The 20805-nt window shown below is 40.2% G+C and carries 19 protein-coding genes; 2 read left to right on the top strand and 17 right to left on the bottom strand.

Translation table 11 applies throughout. From position 1 onward, the window contains the following. Nucleotides 1–2: 2 nt before the first annotated feature. The 11 genes from OIT90_RS00540 to OIT90_RS00490 all read right to left on the bottom strand — a co-directional run bounded on the left by OIT90_RS00540 (nucleotide 3) and on the right by OIT90_RS00490 (nucleotide 14648). Nucleotides 3–1196, bottom strand: coding sequence for an MFS transporter (locus OIT90_RS00540; protein ID WP_106025397.1), 1194 nt, complete (start codon nucleotides 1194–1196; stop codon nucleotides 3–5). 306 nt (nucleotides 1197–1502) lie between these two features. Continuing rightward, nucleotides 1503–2978 (bottom strand): glycoside hydrolase family 1 protein, encoded by a 1476-nt coding sequence (locus tag OIT90_RS00535; RefSeq protein ID WP_058838379.1) that lies wholly within the window; start codon nucleotides 2976–2978, stop codon nucleotides 1503–1505. Nucleotides 2979–2996: 18 nt separating this feature from the next. After that, entirely contained in the window at nucleotides 2997–3839 is an 843-nt protein-coding gene (gene licT / locus OIT90_RS00530) for a BglG family transcription antiterminator LicT (protein ID WP_059377348.1), read from the bottom strand. 35 nt (nucleotides 3840–3874) lie between these two features. Next, entirely contained in the window at nucleotides 3875–5752 is a 1878-nt protein-coding gene (locus tag OIT90_RS00525; RefSeq protein ID WP_099663849.1) for a beta-glucoside-specific PTS transporter subunit IIABC, read from the bottom strand. A gap of 410 nt (nucleotides 5753–6162) precedes the next feature. Next, nucleotides 6163–6246 carry a YxiF family protein gene (locus OIT90_RS00520; RefSeq protein ID WP_435890429.1) on the bottom strand — a complete coding sequence of 28 codons (84 nt, stop codon included), beginning with the start codon at nucleotides 6244–6246 and terminating at the stop codon, nucleotides 6163–6165. Nucleotides 6247–6705: 459 nt separating this feature from the next. Further along, nucleotides 6706–7371, bottom strand: a complete 666-nt coding sequence (locus OIT90_RS00515; protein ID WP_144493798.1) for a hypothetical protein — start codon at nucleotides 7369–7371, stop codon at nucleotides 6706–6708. A gap of 10 nt (nucleotides 7372–7381) precedes the next feature. Beyond that, nucleotides 7382–7921, bottom strand: a complete 540-nt coding sequence (locus OIT90_RS00510) for a DUF2247 family protein (protein WP_064498924.1) — start codon at nucleotides 7919–7921, stop codon at nucleotides 7382–7384. 12 nt (nucleotides 7922–7933) lie between these two features. Then, nucleotides 7934–9490, bottom strand: a complete 1557-nt coding sequence (locus tag OIT90_RS00505) for a ribonuclease YeeF family protein (protein WP_106025393.1) — start codon at nucleotides 9488–9490, stop codon at nucleotides 7934–7936. Between the two features lie 203 nt (nucleotides 9491–9693). Beyond that, nucleotides 9694–10932: a TerD family protein gene (locus OIT90_RS00500; RefSeq protein WP_474892149.1), complete on the bottom strand. Its 1239-nt coding sequence runs from the start codon at nucleotides 10930–10932 to the stop codon at nucleotides 9694–9696. A 368-nt stretch (nucleotides 10933–11300) separates the two neighbouring features. Continuing rightward, nucleotides 11301–12740, bottom strand: coding sequence for a 6-phospho-beta-glucosidase BglA (gene bglA, locus OIT90_RS00495; RefSeq protein WP_474892319.1), 1440 nt, complete (start codon nucleotides 12738–12740; stop codon nucleotides 11301–11303). Nucleotides 12741–12749: 9 nt separating this feature from the next. Then, on the bottom strand, nucleotides 12750–14648 hold the full coding sequence (locus OIT90_RS00490; protein WP_474892148.1) for a beta-glucoside-specific PTS transporter subunit IIABC: 1899 nt from the start codon (nucleotides 14646–14648) through the stop codon (nucleotides 12750–12752). Between the two features lie 155 nt (nucleotides 14649–14803). Between OIT90_RS00490 and OIT90_RS00485 the strand changes: the two genes are divergently transcribed. Then, nucleotides 14804–15514, top strand: a complete 711-nt coding sequence (locus OIT90_RS00485) for a GntR family transcriptional regulator (protein WP_039182781.1) — start codon at nucleotides 14804–14806, stop codon at nucleotides 15512–15514. A gap of 45 nt (nucleotides 15515–15559) precedes the next feature. Here OIT90_RS00485 and OIT90_RS00480 read toward each other — a convergent pair whose 3' ends face one another. Next, nucleotides 15560–16093, bottom strand: coding sequence for an Imm64 family immunity protein (locus tag OIT90_RS00480; protein WP_474892318.1), 534 nt, complete (start codon nucleotides 16091–16093; stop codon nucleotides 15560–15562). Nucleotides 16094–16323: 230 nt separating this feature from the next. Between OIT90_RS00480 and OIT90_RS00475 the strand changes: the two genes are divergently transcribed. Then, complete coding sequence (locus OIT90_RS00475) at nucleotides 16324–17220, top strand: PhzF family phenazine biosynthesis protein (protein WP_474892147.1); 897 nt, start codon at nucleotides 16324–16326, stop codon at nucleotides 17218–17220. A 39-nt stretch (nucleotides 17221–17259) separates the two neighbouring features. On the opposite strand, the gene OIT90_RS00470 is transcribed toward OIT90_RS00475, so the two are convergent. The 5 genes from OIT90_RS00470 to OIT90_RS00450 form a co-directional block, all read right to left on the bottom strand. Then, the gene (locus OIT90_RS00470; RefSeq protein ID WP_474892146.1) at nucleotides 17260–18135 is read right to left on the bottom strand and encodes a LysR family transcriptional regulator; all 876 of its coding nucleotides are present in this window, start codon (nucleotides 18133–18135) and stop codon (nucleotides 17260–17262) included. An 8-nt stretch (nucleotides 18136–18143) separates the two neighbouring features. Further along, the gene (locus OIT90_RS00465) at nucleotides 18144–18650 is read right to left on the bottom strand and encodes an LURP-one-related/scramblase family protein (RefSeq protein ID WP_144493786.1); all 507 of its coding nucleotides are present in this window, start codon (nucleotides 18648–18650) and stop codon (nucleotides 18144–18146) included. Nucleotides 18651–18752: 102 nt separating this feature from the next. Then, on the bottom strand, nucleotides 18753–19094 hold the full coding sequence (locus tag OIT90_RS00460) for a darcynin family protein (protein ID WP_144493785.1): 342 nt from the start codon (nucleotides 19092–19094) through the stop codon (nucleotides 18753–18755). Between the two features lie 71 nt (nucleotides 19095–19165). Continuing rightward, nucleotides 19166–19756, bottom strand: a complete 591-nt coding sequence (locus OIT90_RS00455; protein WP_474892145.1) for a Crp/Fnr family transcriptional regulator — start codon at nucleotides 19754–19756, stop codon at nucleotides 19166–19168. Between the two features lie 149 nt (nucleotides 19757–19905). After that, nucleotides 19906–20754 carry an MBL fold metallo-hydrolase gene (locus OIT90_RS00450; RefSeq protein WP_474892144.1) on the bottom strand — a complete coding sequence of 283 codons (849 nt, stop codon included), beginning with the start codon at nucleotides 20752–20754 and terminating at the stop codon, nucleotides 19906–19908. Between the last annotated feature and the right edge of the window lie 51 nt (nucleotides 20755–20805).

Genomic DNA, 20805 nt, shown 5'->3' with positions numbered 1-20805 from the left:
TTTTAATCATGTACCATAACTTGACGGTAGCGATACAGGATATACAGTGCGCCGATAATGGCTGCAACAGCCACCACTGCATCGAACATAAAGATTTGTAAAATGGACGCGTGACTCTGAATTAACCCTGTTACGACCGGGATGACGATAGCCGACACGCCGCCTGCTGTGGAGATAATCCCTGTCATCGTCCCTTTGTTTTTCCAGAAGAATTCAGCCATCACAGTTAACGTCAGCTGAAAAACTCCTGCTGTTGAAAACCCTAATACAAAAGCATTGACGGTTCCTATGACTGGCGATTTCACGACCAAGAGTACACAAATAGAAATAAGTGTAATGATTGGATAGATCAGCAGCACAGTGACCGGACGGACAAAGCGGCGCAAAAGAAACGCGAGCAACACAACAGACAGCAGCCCGCCCATGCTATAGTAACTGAGCAGTTTCACAGCACTGCCCGATGCCATCCCCAAGATGGCCTCACCGTACGTAGGAAGCCAAATTTGCGGCAGCGCATACAGCCCATTTGATGTAAAGCTGATTAAAATGAGTGCGATCCCTTCCCTCCAAAATGTAGGCTCTGTCGAGAAGCGCGGAAGTCCATCATGCTCCGTTACCTGGACTTGCTCCACCTTGCGATGATTCGGAAATGGCAAGGTCCACAGCATCAAGACATTTACAAGATAGATCAGAGCAGGAACAAAAAATGAAATTCCATAAAACAAATCATGCTCTGCTAAAAAGAAAATCGCCAGTGGCAAAATGGTTGCCCCAATGGAGATAAAGGCCTTCACCATCACATTCGCAGATCCTGAGTTTTGCGGAAAAGCCTCCATTAACGCAGGATACGTTCCTGCATCCATTGCCGAATTCGCGACCCCTGCCAAAATCGCAAACGCAAACGCGATTTGATAATTCGGAGACAATGGGATTCCGATGAGGAACACCGCCATCAGCACACCAGAAACCAAAATGACCGGCTTCCGCCCGAAACGATCTGACAGTACGCCTGATAAACCATACGTGAGCACCCTGCCAATGCCAAGCGCCGAAATCATATAACTAATTCCCGCACTATTGGTATCTAATTGTTTGATTAAAAATGGCATATTTGAAGCCAAAATAATATTGACCATACCTAATAAAAAGTAATTAATATACAGACTAGAAGCCGTTCTCACATACGGATTCCTCATCCTGACACACCCCTCAACACCATCGCAATGAAGTGACAAATAATGGTTACGCTTACAAGATCTCATATGTGAGGAAGAACAGCTTTGCAGCCTTCACGTTCATACATCTCATCATGTCATGCAGCTCACAGCTTACACGCCCTTCATGTATCAAGCATTTCTTCAATTTTTCACTGCTCTTATTTTATATGAATGAGAAAGGTAAAGATAGTGAATTGCTTAAATTTGAGGGGAATTCATCGATCAAGCGTATGACACCATCGATAGAAAAAAGGAGTGGTTAGCTGCCACTCCTTAACTGATGTCTCATTTCTGTTCATCGTTCATTTTCAACCCATTTTGACGAATGACTTCTTGATACCAGTAAAAGCTTTTTTTAGGTGTTCGATTTAACGTTCCGTTTCCATCGTTATCTTGATCAACATGGATAAACCCATATCGCTTTTCCATTTCAGATGACGAGTAACTAATTAAATCAAGAATTCCCCAGCTGGTGTAACCTATTAATTCGACTCCATCCTCAATGGCTTCCAGCATCTGCTGGAAATGCTGCTCATGATAGCTAATCCGATAATCATCATTTATCTTTCCATCTTCCACCTTGTCGTATGCACCTAATCCATTCTCAACTATAAATAGTGGTAGTTGATAGCGATCGTATAAGTCATTTAAAGAGATACGAATTCCAATCGGGTCGATCTGCCAGCCCCATTCACTCACTTCTAAATATGGGTTTTTCACTCCACCTATTGTATTGCCGCTGACAGTTTCCATGCCTTCACTATTTTCAGTAGCAACCAAGGAATTGTAGTAACTGAATGAAATAAAATCAACAGTATGCACCTTTAATAATTCGTCATCTCCCAGCTGTTTCTCAATGTGAATGTTTTTTTCTTTAAACAGTCGATTGATAAAACGCGGATACTCACCACGCACCTGTACATCTGTAAAAAACATATTAAACTGATTGTTCTTTGATGCCTTCAGAACATCCTTTGGATTACAAGAATACGGATATGTTGTTAATTTCGTCAGCATACACCCTATTTTTGCCCCTGGGATCATTTCATGACAATATTTAACGGCCAAAGCACTTGCAACAAATTGATGATGCAATGCTTGATAAACTGCCTGTTCTACATTGTCAAAGCGCTCTGAAACGATTCCACCACTTGTAAATGGATGTCGGACAATACTATCAATTTCATTGAAAGTCAGCCAATACTTGACTTTATCTTTATATCGATCAAATACAACTCGACTAAATTTCACAAAGAAATCAACGACAATGCGATGAGACCATCCTCCATATTGATTCACTAAGTATAGCGGCATTTCATAATGAGATAACGTAACGAGTGGTTCAATATCATGTTTCTTCATCTCATCGAATAGGCGGTCGTAAAATAATAATCCCGCTTCATTTGGCTCTTCTTCATCACCGTTTGGAAAAATACGTGTCCATGCAATCGAGACACGTAACGTCTTCAATCCCATTTCTTTGAACAGCGCCATATCTTCAGGATAACGATGATAAAAGTCTACACCTCTTCGTTTCGGATAACCTTCAGCGGTATCTGCACGCATCGCTTGCTGAATTTGTTCTTCATCCACTTTGTTGTGCTTTTTATAATCAGACTTACTGAGACCTTTTTTAAAGATCGCCACATCAGCAGTCGATAGCCCTTTTCCGTCTACATTCCATGCGCCTTCTGCTTGGTTTGCCGCGATGGCGCCTCCCCATAAAAATCCTTCTGGAAATTTCCTGATTTGATTAGACATGTTTCTTCCTCCTCAAGACTATGCGTTATTTCTTTGAACCACTCGATTGACATGAATAATTAAATACATTTTTTCGTCACTGGAAATCGTGTAATCCACACTTGTTTTAATATATTTCTCGATTTTCTCCACACATTTTACTTCTTCAGGATACTTCCTCATGATTTGATCAATTAGATCGTGATCATCTGTTTCAAGCATTTTGTTCTCCAGCAAACGCTGAACAAAGAACTGTAAATGTGTTAAAAACCTGGAGTAATTAATCGTATCTGTCGGAATGTCGATCTTATAATGCATTTTGATAATATTTAAAATGTCTTTGACCATATTAGTCATCATCACGATTTGATTTAAATTATCTTTGGTCTGCTGCGCATTTACTAGATGAAATGCAATATTCGCCGCTTCTTCTTCAGGCAGCTGAATGCCTAACTGTTTTTCAATCAGCTCTAGTGCATGCAGACCAATACTGAATTCTTCGGGGTAAAATTTCTTCACTTCCCACAGCAGGCGATTTTGTATCGTTAAATTTTCCTTAAAGCGCTTCGTAGCCATGAAAAGGTGATCGGTTAAAGAAATATAAAGATGCTCATTTAAGTGTGTAGATAAACGGCGCTTCGCATAGGATATAATCTCATCTGTCATGATTAAAAATTCCTCTGGGGTCTCCCTCATAAGCTCAGCTAAATCATTAGACGTGCTTTGATCTTCTAGCACATAGATCTTTTGAATATCAGACTCTTGAATAAGACTGCCTGGCTTATTTTTAAATCCAATCGCCTTACCCATTACGATGATTTCCTTACCGTCATCTCTTTTAGCGAGAACCACACTGGTATTCAGCACTTTTATAATTTCCATACCATATCACCTTCCTGGATACATTCAAAATCGATTTATAAGACCGTTAAAAGTGGCTGCTGATGACCAGAAACAGGATTCGTTTTTCCCTCTTGGGGTAAAATTTCTAAATAATCAGCTGTATTTGTAATAATGACTGGTGTTGTTGTATCATAGCCAGCCTTTTGTATATTCTGTTGATCAAATTCAATCAGAAGTTGACCTTGTTTCACTGTATCACCTTTTTGAACATGTGAAGTAAAATATTGTCCATTTAAGTTTACAGTATCAATACCAATATGAATCAGAACTTCCACACCAAGGTTGGATTTTAAACCAATGGCATGATTTGTATGGAAAATCATTTCTACTTGTCCATCAAAAGGAGCAAATACTTTCCCTTCACTAGGTTGAATCGCTGCCCCTTTCCCCATCACTTCTTCAGAGAATACTTTATCATTCACTTTTGCTAAAGGAATGATGTCTCCTTTCATTGGTGCATAAATGACTTCACGATTTCTTGTGCTTTCTGATGTGGAAACAGGCTCATTTTTCTTCTCGATGTTTTCAGTTTCTGCATCTTTAAAGCCGATGATGTAAACAGCAATAAACGCGATGACCGCTGCCATGACTGCACCAATAATAGCAAACGTAAAGTTTGAAGTCCCTTTTTCAATAAAGATTGGCATTGTTGCAATACCAGGTGAAACCATGACAAACGCCTTTAGCTTAATCAATCCAACAAAAACACCTGAAACCCCTGCTCCAATCATACATGCGAGTAATGTTTTCTTAAGTTTTAAATGAACGCCGTATAATGCAGGTTCTGTTATACCAAATAAAGCAGAAATTCCTCCGGACATCGCAATTTGTTTTAACTTAGGATCTTTGGTTTTAAATGAAACAGCCAAAGCACCTCCACCTTGCGCAAAGTTCGCCGCTAACATAGCGACCCCAATGAGAGCATCGTATCCAGGCGAAGCAAGAGAGGCGATAACAACTGGATAGAACACCTTCTGCATCCCAAACATGACGATAAAAGGTAAGAAAACGGCTAAAATCGCAACAGCTGCCCATCCCGCAGTTTGCTGGATCCATAAGACCCCTGCAGCTAAGCCTGCACCAAGATACATACCGAGCGGCCCTAAAAACAGTAAACCAATCGGAGCGACAATAATCATCGTAATTAAAGGAACCATAAAGATTTTGACCGGTCCCGGTGATAATTTATCTGCCAGCTTTTCTACATAAGACATCAGCCAGACAATGAGTATGATCGGAATAACCGATGCACCATAAGAAACAGCTTTTAGTGGGATGCCCGCAAAGACAACTGGATCACCACTGCTAAACAGGGCTGTTAAGTTCGGATGTAACAAAACTCCAGCCAAAGCCATTGATACCATAGGGTTTGTGCCAAATTTTTGTGAGCTTGTATAGGCTAACAAAATTGGCAAGAAGAAAAACGCTGCATCTGAGATGATTTTCAATACCAAATAGGTTTGGCTGTCTTCTTTCATCAAATTCAGCATCGGCAATAAAATTAATAGAGCCTTCAACATTCCTGCACCAGCGATCGCAGGGATGATCGGTGCAAAAATGCCAGTGATCAAATTGGCAAAACGATTGAAATATCCTTTCAAGCTATGATCTTTATTCTGTACAATCTGTCCGCTTGCTTCCGGATTTTGATCAATCAGTTTTGCAAACTCTTTATAAACATAACCCACATCATTTCCAATAATAATTTGATACTGACCTGCTGTATCTGCTACTTGAATGACGCCATCAAGACGGCTAATTTCTTCAGAGTTAGCGCGTGAAGAATCTTTTAAAGTCAGCCTTAATCTCGTCATACAGTGGATGGCATTTTGAACATTTTCGCTTCCGCCAATATGTTTTAGAATGTCTTGAGCTAAGTCTTTATGATTCATTAAAGTCACCGCTTTCATTTTTGATTATAGGCGCTCAGGGAACAAAAAAAGACCTGGATTGGGTGGGAATATACAAATACAGATATCCCATCCAATCTAGGTCTTGCCTGCCGAACAGTAACACGCCTTATTGAATGTACGCATTATTCTATTTTTAAATTTTCATCGTTTCATGAAACCGCTTTTAACATGTTAATATCTTTATAGTAATTAATTCTTTTAACAAAAGCAATGTTTTTCTTACAAATCAAATCATAAATTTATTAAATATAGATCAAAGAGCACTGTTATATCATCTAATCGTACCTTTTTAGGATTCATATTGAAGGCGAGAGGTATTGTTTTAACTAGAACAGTCAGGTGATGATATCTTCGAATAACACCCAGCCGTTCCTATCAACATATCCCTTCTAAACTTCACAGCCACAAGTACTGAACTCATAAAAATATTCCGTCCTCTCGATGCATAATCCAAAACGGAAACCCTCTGCCACTAAAATACCCACTTAAAAATTTTGTTTGCTCAAGAAAGCGATTTAAATGAATAAAGACTTCATTCAAATTCACTTCAAGTGCTTCAATTTCATGCTCTCGATATGTTCTCTTGATTGAAGGCAAGCAAACACCTTCTGGCAAAACACATGTGAAATTGTACCATTATGGGGAACATCATCGCTTTCATCAACAAGTTGGAAGACGGTAAATATCTGAATATCAAGATAACATGAGAAGTTAAAATTAGGAGGTTTCTATCATCTCCACCATCTGACAAACATTACGCAGCGATTTTATAAAATCCATATTCGAATTCTATGGAAATTAAACAACCAGTCATCGAAAGAGTTTCGACAACTGGCTGTTTCATACGGTGTTTTGATCCCAGTCTCTTAAAAACGGGGGATCAGTCCCGAATGTGGAGATTGTTTAAAATATTACGGATCATTTTGAAGATACTATGAATGGCTTTGTATTCGCTCCCGTATTTTCTGGGTATGATCTTTATTTAAAATCATTGCCAATTCGGCCTCATTTAGAACAGATCCCCATCTAAAGATAATTTCACTATTCAGACCATACTTCAAAAAAAGCGCTTGATAATCTACTTCATTACTATTCTTATCCAATCCTGAGTAAAATAAATCTTTTATAGATTCCTCTGAGAGCATAGAATCCCTTCTACTGGCAATCATGAAACTAGATTGATACTGATCCATTATTCGCAATGCTTTATCTAAATCATGTTGAGGAACCTTGGCCATACTGACATAAAAATGATTTTCATGTTCATCTAAAAGTAATTCTGGCCCCTTTTCAAAACCTGAAGTATTTATTTCTGAATCAATAGATTTCCATACTTTTCGGAATTTTTCTATTAGAGAATGTACATCACTTACTTTCTTACTCAGAAAGATATAAAAATGGTAATTAGTCAATTGATCGCTAAAAATTTCGATTAGTTCATTTTGACAATAACTTTGAAAAGTCTTAATACCACCATCATCTAAAAAGTAATATCCATTAATACTATATAAACTTAACTGTTTGAGTTCATTTACTTTTTGATCTAACCACTTATAGTAGTTTGTCACTTCTTGTTCGAATTCAAGTTCTATTTTCATTAGGCACCTTTTAATCAGTAACGAATTGAACAACCGCTTTTTCTTTTTGTAAAAACTCCTCAAAAAGAGATACTAATCTATTTATATTCTCTTCTTTTGAATACAGTAACGGATTATAACCATCTGAAGAGGGCATATAATGAATAAACGGTTCCATGTCCTCAGGATAGCCAAAATCTGCGTATACTTCAGAAAGCTCATCCAACAACTCTTCAGGTGAATTCTTATTTTTTTCTTTTAAGTGAGACGTTATACCATATCTCCATTTCCTTTTTTCAACGTCCCATTGACTGGATTCTTCTTCTACCAAATCATTATATAAATCTACCAAGATCATTTGAAGTTTTCTAAAATCCTCATCTGGGTCGCCAGCCCCCCAAGCTAATTCTAAGATTAAAGAATTTTCACATTCAGTATGATTAGATAAGTATTCCACAGCATACTTGCTTATTTCTTTGTATGAAATCAAATCTAGCCTAATTCCTACATATATAGTTTTCCAATCATAATGAATATTATATGTTTTTAAAACCTCTATAGAAAATTTCATTTTTCTTCACTCCTATCTCTTAGGATTTTGATTGGGCAATCCTGTAATTTCACCTTCTGGAATAAATCTTCTATGAGTAACTCCCTTATTTGGATCGACAATCCACTCAAAAATACCATTTTGATCTTTAACTGAAAACACTCTTTCAATTATTCGCAAATCTTTATTATAAACATCCTTGTAACTATAGTATTTCATTCCACCTTCTATTTGGTATAGCTTAACCTTTGTTTTATCACCACCAACCAAATCAAACTCTTTAGCTAATGGTGTGTAATTGTCAATTATATCATTGAAACCATGTTGGCCATCCGGCTTTTTCAACGCACTTCCGACTCTTTTATTATCTAATACCGGATGTTCAATTTTATCCCCTTTAATTCCCATCTTCCCATGAAACCCTTTCGCCCCAAACGGCAAAAGCATTCCAAGCGCCGCATTCATACTGGCTTCCTGCTGTTCTTTTGAGATCTTGTTTCCAAACATATCGCGGCCTGTGATTGCTTCGCTGAAGCCGTTGGTGGCGGTGAGGCCATATAATCCTTTTTGAGATGTTTTCAGGGCGTCAAAGGATTTTTGTGATGTCTTGTAGATGTCGACTGCTCTGACTGCAGCTGATGTGGCTTGAGTCGTTTTATAGACCGCCTTTCCACCTTTAAAAATGCGGCCTGCCCAGCCGACGATTGGAATGTAACCGGCTGCTGCCATTCCACCTGCCGCGACACGCTGTCCAGCGGTGAGTTCCTCGCCCGTGATTGGATCAACGCCTGTTGCGGCACGTTTTGCATCGTTCACACCTGTCAGTTCATTGACGATATTTCCACCGTAATCGAGCGCTTTTTCATACCAAGGACGGTTGGCGAGGGCTTCTTGTTCCTTTGCAATCTCGCGGGCTTCTTCTTGTTCTTTTTTGATTTTCAGATATTCAGAAGTTTGCTTTTCAATATCACTTTTTGCCTTGTAGATTTCGCTATTTTGATACGCTTTCTTGTCAAAATTCATAGGCGAAATCGCTTTTCCGTCATTTGTTGCATTCATCATTTCAGCGTACAATGCCATTGTAGCTTGCTGCTCCGTCTCTGACAAAGCATATTCATCTTTTAAATTTTGATCAAGCTCTCTCAGATCTTTGACCGTCTTTTTTCGTTCATCTTCCGCATCTTCTATTTTTTCGTCAAAGTTTTGGCTATCAAATACCTCTAAGGAAATGAGGTCATCAATGTCTTGAAAAATCGTTTTGAGTGCCTTTTTTTGATCCTTTACAATGCTTTTGGCATTCTTGATGCCCATATGTACTGCGTTGTCTAAAAAGTGTTCTTCTACAAAGGTATCGCCGCCAAAGCTCGTATCATCAAGTGTCCCAGAAACACCTTCATGAAAGGCTTTTTGCTTATCAATGAAATTGATAAACATATCAACATTACCCGCTAGTTCTTTATAAAAGCTTTTAATGTTATCGGCACCTTTTCCAGTAAAATCATCACCGAGGTTGGCAACACCTTGTAATGCCTTTTTTAAATCTACCATTTGTTCACGGAGTTCCTGATAGTGTTTTGCTCTTGTGTCCATGGCACTTGTTAGTGCTTTTGCATCAAGTATCTTGCCCAGAAGAAGTCACTCCCTCCATTATTGATCATAAAGTCTATTTTACCGTGCCCCTCAAAACGGAAAAATAGGCTAATTGACACGAAAAATGGGATAGACTCTCTATTTAAAGGTCAAATAAAATAAGCTAGACAATGCACTTTGCTCTGTCTAGCCATACATTCGTTTTATTTATAATCATTGATTGGTCCTTTATCCATTAAAACATCAATTTCATTAGAAGACTTCATTTTTAATTTAGGTCTGCGCTCGGAATTTGGTTTGCTGTAAAGCTCTAGCGGACGGATGATCACACCATCATTTGTATTTTGAAGCATACCCGGCACACAAGAATAAATTCGATCATTATCATTCGCATGTTTGGCATGAATTGTCACAGACGTTCCTTGGTGATTATCGATACTCATAGATACCCTATATCTATAAAAGGAACCTGTTCCGTTTGATTGTGCAGAATAAACAACCGGAACGATAGCAAGGATATCGTCATTTAACCGTAATTTAATGACTTCTGTTTTCATCGATTCACGGTCTCTACCGACATCTCCCATATGCTCTACAGCTCCGTTTCCGTAACTTTTAAGAGCAGGAACACCTTTTGCGCCAAACATGGCCACATCTATTTGTTTTCCTGACTTCGTATAGACCAATGCATAAATATCATAATCGGTTCCAGACTCCCAGGATACTGTAGCTGTAATCTCAGGCGTTTTTTCAATGATGATCGGTTTATGACCTTTGTCTAGACTAATTTTACCTTGAACTTTCTCTAAGCTAATTGGTGCAGCGACTTTCTCTTTAGCAGCTGGCTTCATTGGAGAAGCAGGCTCATCAATTAATTTTTCAGAAGTCATTTGAGGAGGTATAGAAACACCCTGTTCATCAGGTTCAACCTCTACCCCAAAAAGCTGACATAACCCTTCTAATCCAGAATCGAAGCCACGCCAGATGGATCGTGCTTTCGTTTCACCATTTCTGATATATAGCTCTACTACGACAATACCCTTTTCATTTGTAAAGCTTACTGGTGTAAGGTATAGTACCTCATCGCCTGTTTGAATTTCTGCTTGCAGATTCTTCACTTGAGAAAAACCAATTCCTTGATCCTCTGTTAGTGTAATCGCCACCTTTGTGATTCCAGCAGGCACTTTGCTCATATCAAAATACAATTGATGCCTTTTCAACTGACCTGATATCTCTGCTGGTAAAAGTGTCGCGACACCCGTGGCACTCTCCGGCTGATTGTAAAAAATAATGCCATGATCTCCTTGAACTAGATCTGAATCTGTTAAGAGAAACGCTGTTAAAGAAATATCAATTGCAGATGATACTTCATAACTGATGGATACTTGTCCCTTTGGAGAGTTTAGTACAGTATTGGCACCCATTTGCAGAGTTTGATTCATTTCAACAACTCCTATTCTATATCTACCATTTATCGCTTTTATAGATCAATTATACCAAATGGTTTAGTAGAGCCTATTAATATCTTTTTCAATCTCTGCCATGATATGAGACAATGCCAATTAAAAACAAACTACTCTCGAAAGGAGAATCAATGTGTATAAAAAAATCATTCCTGCTGTTATGGTGATATTCGGTTTTTGGATTCTTCTTCAAATATCCTTGAACATTAAGATCTTTCACAATCCAATGAACTATTTTGTCTCCATTACCCTCTTCTTCCTTTGTATTCAGGCTCTATTAAAACATAAACAATGAAAAAACCCGAACAAGCATATACCACGCTCGTCCGGGCTTCTATTTTCCTTTATTACACTTCTTCACCGTTCGTTGCGATGACGTTTTGATACCAAGTAAACGAATCTTTTTTGAGGCGCTTCATTGAGCCATTTCCTTCGTTGTCGCGGTCAACGTAGATCATGCCGTAGCGTTTTTTCATTTCGCCTGTTGTGAATGACACGATATCAATGATGCCCCAAGGTGTGTAGCCAATAAGATCGACACCGTCGTATTCAATGGCTTTTTTCAGTGCTTCGATATGAGAAGCGAGATATTGAATTCTTTCTGGATCGTGAATAGAACCGTCATCTTCCACTTGATCTATTGCACCAAATCCATTCTCTACGATGAATAACGGGATTTGATAGCGATCGTAAAAACGATTCAATGTATATCTTAAGCCTGTCGGGTCAATGGACCAGCCCCAGTCACTTGATTTGATATAAGGGTTATCTACACCATGCGGCAGGGCTCCGTTGACAATGTCTCCGTTGTGATCAGACACAGTATCACTTTTAACCGTTGTCGACATGTAGTAGCTAAAGCCTAGATAATCCACTTTCCCTTTTCTTAAGCTTTCTTCATCGCCTTCTTCAAATGGAATGTGATAGCCTTCGCGTTCGAATTCTTTTAATGCATAGCTCGGATAGTAGCCGCGCACCTGTACATCTGGGAAGAAATAGCGCTGTCTCATATATTCCTCTGCGAGCATGACATCCTCTGGATTTGAGGAATACGGATAGATTGGCACGTGAGACACCATCGCTCCAATTTGGAAAGCAGGATTGATTTCTTTTCCTTTGGCTACTGCCCATGCACTTGCAAGTAATTCATGATGTCCTGCTTGATACATGACTTCTTTGGCATTTTCGCCTTCTTTGACTGATACCCCTGAATTTGTCCAAAGGAATAGTGGGTTGTTGACATCCATTTTGTTATTGATTTCATTAAATGTCATCCAGTATGTGACTTTGTCTTTGTATCGATTGAAGCATACTTCTGCGAATTTCGCGAAATACTCAGCGACTTTTCGGCTGCGGAACCCGCCGTACTCTCTTGCTAAGTGGAGCGGCATCTCAAAGTGAGACAGCGTAATCACAGGCTCGATGCCATGCTTGAGCAGTTCATCAAATACATCATCATAGAATTGTAAACCTGCTTCATTCGGTTCTTCTTCATCTCCCTTAGGGAAAATCCGGCTCCAGCCAATCGATGTACGTAAACATTTCAAACCCATTTCGGCAAACATTGCGATATCTTCCTTATAACGATGGTAGAAATCGATCGCTTCATGGTTCGGATAAAATTTATCTTCTTCTATCGTTTCAGTTATTTGTCTTGGTACTCCATGAGCACCTGCTGTCATCACATCTACAACACTTGGGCCTTTTCCAGCTTCGTTCCATCCACCTTCAAATTGATGTGCAGCTAATGCTCCGCCCCATAGAAAATCTTTTGGTAATGTCATTATTCATTCCTCCTATTTCACAATTGTGATCATGACGTCTGTTGGCTGACATGTCGATTGTTCTTCTACAATCACATCTTCGTACGCTTGTGTATTGGTGATGATGACTGGTGTGATTGTTTTTAATCCTTTGCTTTCAATGGCTTCTTGATCAAATGTCATCAACAAGTCACCCTTCTTCACCTTGCTGCCTTCTTTGATATGCAGAGTAAATGCTGAGCCATCTAGGGAAACCGTATCAATTCCTACATGAACGAGTAACTCCACCCCGAATTCTGAACGCAGTCCAATTGCATGCTTTGTCGGCGCAAGCATAACGACACTGCCGTCAAAAGGTGCATACAGCTTGTTGTCTGTCGGTTCAATCGCAAACCCTTTGCCCATCGCCCCCGAGCTAAATACGGCATCTGGCACTTCAGATAACGGGATCACTTTCCCTGCAAGCGGTGCAGGAATGGTTTCTTCATTATTCATCGAAGCATTCATTTTTTCTCCAACTTGCTCTTTATCAGACGTTGCACCGGCTGTCTGTTCCACTGTATCTTCCCCATAACCAAACATTTGAATAAGCACAACTGGTAAGATCAGCGCAATTGCGACACCAATCAATATGCCGATGATCGATGTTGGATAATCTGAACTAATTCCGTTTACAATCGTCAGTGGACCAGGCAAACCTGCATACGCAAAGTAATAAGGCGTAAAGAAGCTGGCAGCAATGGCACCGACCGCTCCAGATATACATCCGAAAATAAATGGTTTTTTGAAACGCAGGGTAACCCCATAAATCGCAGGCTCAGTAATTCCAAAGAGACCCGTGATTCCCGCTGAAACCCCGACTTTTCGTGTTTCGCGGTTTCTTGCTTTTAAAATAACCCCTAACACTGCGCCGACCTGAGCGATAACAGCGATGGTTTGATATGCCTGGAAGGAGTCACGTCCATATTGTTCAAAGTTGGCGAGCACCATTGGTGTGATGCCCCAATGAACACCGAAAATGACAAGCACTTGCCAGAATCCTCCGATAATAGCACCTGCTAAAGCTGGGACATTTTCCGCTAAGACATTGTATCCGTTTGCAATCCCATTTGCACCGGCTGTCGAAAGAGGACCAATTAATAGAATCGTTAACGGAACCATGACAACCATGCAGATAAATGGGACAAATAACGGTTTGACCACCTCGTGAATGCGTTTGTTTAAAAATCTCTCTACATATGAAAGAATCCATACCAAGAATAGCGGCGGCAAAACAGATGACGTATAAACTGTTTCAGATAACGCTATGCCTAAAAAGGTAACGCCTTCCCCTGATGCCACGCGTCCAGCAATCTCCGTCCAAGCTGGACTGACAAGCGCTGCTGTACACGCTACGGCGATATACATATTCGTTTTAAAATGCTTGGCTGCTGTGATGGCGATAAAGATAGGCAAGAACGTAAACGGCGCCCATGAAATAAAGCTAAAGACTTCATACGTTCCCGTTTTCGAGAAGCTTGGAAATAATAAATTAATGAGGATAAGTGCACCTTGTAAAATACCTGCTGCTGCCAAAATATACACAAATGGCGCAAACACAGCAGACATGGTCGCGATGACACGGTTCAGCACCGTTCCCTTGTTTTCATTTGGCTGATCATCATCAGACGGCTGCAGCTGAACAAGGCTTGAAAAATGCTCATATACCTCACCAACATGCTGACCGATAACGACCTGAAATTGACCGCCATTTTCCACCACGGTAATGACGCCAGGCATCGCATTGACTGCTTCCTTTGCCTTTGGATTCGAACGTTTCAAGACCAAACGCAGCCGCGTGGCGCATCTTGTAGCACTCACCACATTTTCTTCTCCGCCAACTGCCTCTAAGATGTCTTCTGCAAGCTTTTGATAGTCCCTCACTTTTGACATATAAAACCCCCCTTTATCACTACTAGTATATGTACATTATAATTATACCGGTACAATTTATCAATACATATATAATTTTAAATAGCATATCAAAGGAAATTTGGTATGTGCTATAATACAAAGACAATAAATCGTGAAAACAAAGAGGAATAGCCATGTTAAAGTATCAACAAATTGCGAGCGATATTGAAAAATATATTGTCACCCATGAGATGCAACAAGGGGATAAGCTCCCTGTACTCGAAACACTCATGAGCCAATTTGCTGTGAGCAAAAGTACCATTATCAAATCGTTAGAATTACTCGAAAAAAAAGGAATTATCTATCAAGTGAGGGGCAGCGGCATCTTTGTTCGAAGACACCGGCGCAAGGGCTACATTAGCCTTTTATCCAACCAAGGGTTTAAAAAAGATTTAGAGGAATTTCAACTGACATCAGAGGTTTTAATGCTAGACACCATCAAGCCGTCCGAAGAAGCTGCACTTAATTTGAACATTGAACAAGATGAAGATGTTTTTTACCTTAAACGCATTCGTTACATCAACGGACAAACCTTATGTTTAGAAGAATCCTATTACCGAAAAACGATTATTCCTTATCTCAACACAGAAATTGCCGCCGATTCTGTTTTTAAATTCGTCAGTGAAGGTTTGGGGCTCAAAGTCGGTTTCTCCGATATGTACTTACAAGTAGGCAAATTGAATGAAACCGAAGCGACGCACCTCGGCCTCAAACAAGACGATCCCGCTCTCCGCGTCGAGACGGTCTTTCACCTCACAAACGGCCAGCCCTTCGACTTTTCGAAAATCACATATAACTACACACAATCCCAATTTTTTATTCAAGCGAATAATTATTATGGGTGACGGACGGAAAAAGCCTCCTGAGAGTATCAGGAGGCTTTTTTACTATTAGCTTTTAACCTTTAAACATTCTATCCTTCTTTTTTGAGAAGAAAGATCATCAATCGCCACATCACCATAATAAATATCTATGTGATTTCCTTTCCCAATTAGAGCAACTGGAAAAGTATGCTGGTCTTGCAGGCACTTTTCAAACTTATCTGGATGAATCTCGACTTCAATTTCATGTCCAATGAACGCATATTCAAACGTTATCGTATGATAAAGATCCACAAGACAGCGTATGATTTCCTGCTGAAGATGAATGACATCATGAGAAACGACCTCTGTCCACTTTAAACAGATAACGAACCCTACATAACCTGCTTCTTTTTGTATGTTAATGGTCATATCATTTAGCTTCGACCCCGACAATTCAAATTCTATATAATAACCTGAAAAGTCATCATCTTTGATGATATTCTCTTTAACAACGTGTTCAATCCATCTTTCTCCGTCAGGGTCCTGACTAGACTTTACTTTCGTAATAGACATGTCTTTTTGAGCTAGATAATCAATCAATTGACGAAAAGTATTTGGTATATGAATGGTCTCATAAAAAACGAGTCCGATATTGATGTATCCACCCAGATCTATGTCGCATCCCTCACTTCATTTTTTCTTTCATTATACTTTATTCAAACTATTATTCTGCGAAAACTTCCTCTATTACATGAACACTTCCGATTTAAACCATCAAAAAGATTCATTTTACGAATACATCAAACAAACTTATGATAAACGTAACAAAAATGTATAGGAGGGTTCGTCAGATGAGAGACATTAGAGTGTATCATGTTGATGCGTTTACAACTGAGAAATTTGGAGGAAATGCCGCTGGGGTGGTGTTGGATGGTGAGTTTTTAACAGAAGATGACATGCAGAGCATCGCCAAGGAGTTGAATTTACCGGAATCCGTCTTCTTGCTACCTGCCCATGATAAGGAAGCCGATTATCGGGTCAAATACTTCACGCCGACGGAAGAGGTCAATTTTTGCGGGCATGCGACTGTTGGATTGACTTGGCTTCTGGCGACGGAGCTAGGGCTGGCTAAAGAGAGACCAGGGGTCGTGTTAGAAACAAAGATCGGCAAGGTTCCTGTCGTATGGCACGAAGAAAATGGCAAGGTCGTTGATGTGGAAATGACTCAGGTGACACCGAAGACGCGAGATTTTGTCATTGATTTAGAAGAGCTTAGTGACATGCTTGGTGTGAGCATTGACCGCATTGATCCATCCTTTCCTATCAAATTAGCAAACACCGGTAACTGGCATCTGCTTGTTCCGATGAAGGACCAACAGGACATTGATCAAGCAGCACCAAACTTAGCGGCTTTAGCTAGAATGAATAAAGAGCATGTCATCTCGACAACCCACCTTTATACGTTCCACACCTCAAAAGAATGCGATCTTTATACGAGAGATTTTGCACCTGGGATTGGTATACCCGAAGATCCTGTGACGGGGGCAGCAAACGGGGCATTGGCTGGATATCTTTATTTGGAGGGCATCATTTCTCAGCAAGAAATCACTCACCTGAACATTGCCCAAGGCGATGCCATCGGCAGACCTGGCTTGCTTCGTATCACAGTCATTCCAAATGAATCAAAGCCGGTGATCAAAGTGGCAGGCGCAGCTGTCATCACGATCCGCGGCGTGTTGTCTTTATAAAACACCAGCTTGAATGGGGACTTCCTGTTCAAGCTGATTCTATTTAAAATGATTTTTGACCGTTTCGATCCACCTCTTGGTCGATGGGGAAGCTGCTTTGAACGATTTGAGCGCCAAGTTGACCTCACGAAAGACGCTCGTCTCCAGTGGAATGATTTTCGTATGAGGTATGTGCGGCGGTAACACTAATTTTGGAATAATCGTGACCCCAAGCCCTTCTTGCACCATAGAAATGAGCGTATTGTTGTCTTCAATTTCAAACAAAACATGAGGCTTCACGCCGCCTCTTTCTTTTAACAGCTTCTTGACGAGTATGTCGCAGCCCGCTTTCGGCATGATAAAGGCTTCATCATGTAATGAATCAACTTCGATCACATTCTTCGTATGAAAGCGATGATTCTCTTGTATGAGCACCACCAATTCATCTTGAAAAAGTGGAATGGTCTCGAATTCCCTCGATGACTGCGTTAAAAAACCAACATCAACCGTGCCTGAAGCGATCCATTCCTCAATCTCCTCATAACCGCCTTCATATAACTCCAGCTTGATATGCGGATAGCATTGCGTAAAACGGTGAATAAGGCGTGGTAGAACATTTGAAGAAAAACTAGGAAATGTCCCAATCTTGATGCTCCCCACTTCCATCCCTTGAATTAGCGCCGCCTCCTGCTCAAGCAATGCCGCATGATGCAAGATTTGCCGGATATGAGGCATCACCCGCTCACCTGCGTCTGTCAACGACAGCCCGTTTCGATTCCGTCGAAGCAGCACAATCCCGAGTTCCGACTCAAGCTTTGCAATATTATGACTCACCCCAGACTGCGTCAGCCCAAGCTTCTCCCCGGCTTTTGTAAAACTGCCGCATTCGACGACTGTTAGAAATACTTTGTATTGGAATGTGATCAGTGTGCTCACCTCACTTATTAATTCGTCGTGGCCGACGACGAAGACCTAGACGCTGCTTCATCAGCTTTCACACAATCAATCGCAACAACGAGCGCAATCATCACAGGCTCCATTTCTTCTTTCAAAATATCAACCTTATAGCTGTCACCCCAAGTAAACCATTCCTTCTTCACCTGACCGATCACTTCGCCGTTCTGGAGCACCTGGAAATTCATATCCCACCAGTTACCTTGTACTTCAATCCCAGCAGCATCAATTGAATATTTTGCTTTAAAAAACGTAAACTCTTTTTTAATCGTCAATACCTCTTGACCATCAACTTCTACTAAAAACTTCGGTAAAAAGGTAAACATTTTCTTCGTAATCACAGCGATTTCATCTCGTTCTGTATTCAAAATGGTAAACGTCTTTGGCATCTTCATAAAGCTGCCTTCGACCACATACACATCGTCCTCCTGCTGATCCTTTACCGTAAACCTGCCGCTCAGACTAAATATTTTTTGTTTCATATAAAGCTGTTTCATATGTACCTCCGATTCAGTTCAAAAATTCCGTTCTTACATTACCTCTGATTATACCAAAAAATAGAATGTACAAAAAACCACCTGCTATCAGGTGGTTTTCGATTACTGATCCATTTTCAGAGACTCTTTTTCATATGTTTGAAAAGCATTTTCCATTCCCATGATGACTTCTTTAATTTTGACATAACCACTTGTGTAAGGAATAGAATCCCTAATCTCTTCCCACATAAAATGATAGAACTTCAGGTCTTCCGTTTCACATATAACAAAATCTGTGTAATCCTTACCTGGAAGAGCTTCAGCATCAAAAAAGCGCACCGTCACATGTTCCTCATATTTCTGCATCAACTCTTGCAGCGAAGCCGCATGGGTTCTGCGCTCCTCTCGTGGTAAAGCAAGCCAAGATGGATAGAACTCTAATAAAACAACCATCATATATTTCATCATCATACCCCCTGATTCTTCTATGATGTGATGATTGTACGTCAGATCTAGAGAATGTGCATTAACATAGGTTAATGTTCAGCAGGATGGAGCAGCCTGCTCAACGAAACCGGAGAAATACCAATATATGAGGCAATATGATATTGAGCGATACGTTGATGTAACCAGGGATATTTCAATAAAAACGCCTGATATCGCTCAATTGCCGGCAAGTATAGCAGTTCCCTCTCACGCTCTTCCTTTCTCGTATACAGCCTCTCTACACTAACCCGAACAAACCGCTCCCACATATGACTTCTATCCATCAACATTTGAAGCAGATCATACGGAATTTCAATCACGATCGAATCCTCCATCGCTTCAATCGAATAAGGAGAAGGCTGCCCGTTGATCATACTTGCATAAGAAGTAGCAAAATCATCTTCCAACGTAAAAGCCACGTTGTACTCCCTTCCATCCGGTAACAAATAGAAGAGACGGAAGAGCCCCGTTATGCAGAAATAAGCGTGTTTCACAGGATCGCCAGCCTTGACCATGCATGTACCCGCTTTTAATTGTTTAATCGTTGTTCCATCTTTGAAGGCTTGCCAATGATTTTGTTCGATTGGACATTTGGATATTTTGGTTTTGAAAGTGTCGTATGGGTCAGTTATTTTGTCCATCTGTTTTTTACCTCCTAATAAGGAAAACTCAAGCCTACTTGGGGATTGTTTTTATGATCAATGCTAAAAATAAGTCTGTCACAATCCGTGATGCAAAAAAAGTCTCGTTTGAGGGAAATCACTCAAATGAGACTTTTTTTAGTGTTTATTTAATACCCATTTACAAAGTAAGCAATGGTTTCTAATTCATCTTCTTTCAGATCTCTGTTCACGTAATGTTGATATTCTTTCGTGATTTTTTGCTTATCTCCACCACATAGATCAGTGAATTTCGCCATCATCCTAAGTTTATCTGTTTCTTGACGAAACTCCTCTTTTGTCCACGGTCTTTGGTGTGAAGGAATATACGTATCGGCATCAAAAGCTTCTAACTCATCTAAAAGACGCAACGTTTCTTTCACCGTATAATGAACTTTTTCGGCATACATTTTCGGATAAATGCAATCACCAAGAAAAAGAATTTTCTCTTCTTTCACATACACGATCACGGAATCTGCCGCATGATCGCCTCCAACATGTTGCACGATGCAAGTGACCCCGCCAAGATCAATCTCCATCCGACGATCAAACGTCACATCCGGTAAAACTACCTGAATATCTCGATGATCTTGATATTCTTCTTTAATAGCCTTCGCGCAAAACTCAATCTCCGTTCCTTCCCTCACCCGCTCATCGATTGCCTCATCAGACCACGAAAACGGAAGAAGCTTCTCCATTTCCTTTCTGGTCTTTGCAGAAGCAATCGAAACCGAACCAGGCAGCGCTGGCAGACCAAAAATATGATCCCAATGCCAATGCGTGAGGACAACCATATCTGGCTTGGCGTTCTCGTGTTTAAAAGTTTTCTGGATAAAATAGTTCGCATGATCTTCTGAATTGCCTGCATCGATCATTAATGTTTTGTTATTGCCTACGACCATGCCTAGGATGGGGCGGTCGGTAAGTGATACTGGTGTGATGTACCAAAAACTCTGACCTATTTTTTTAATTGAGTGCAAAGGTGCTTCCTACTTTCTGTCATTATTTTTTAAATTGAATCACGTTTTTTC

The organism is Bacillus sp. ABR, from assembly GCF_056172715.1.
Note: the sequence above shows the minus strand (reverse complement) of the source record. Positions and strands in the feature narration are given on the sequence as shown.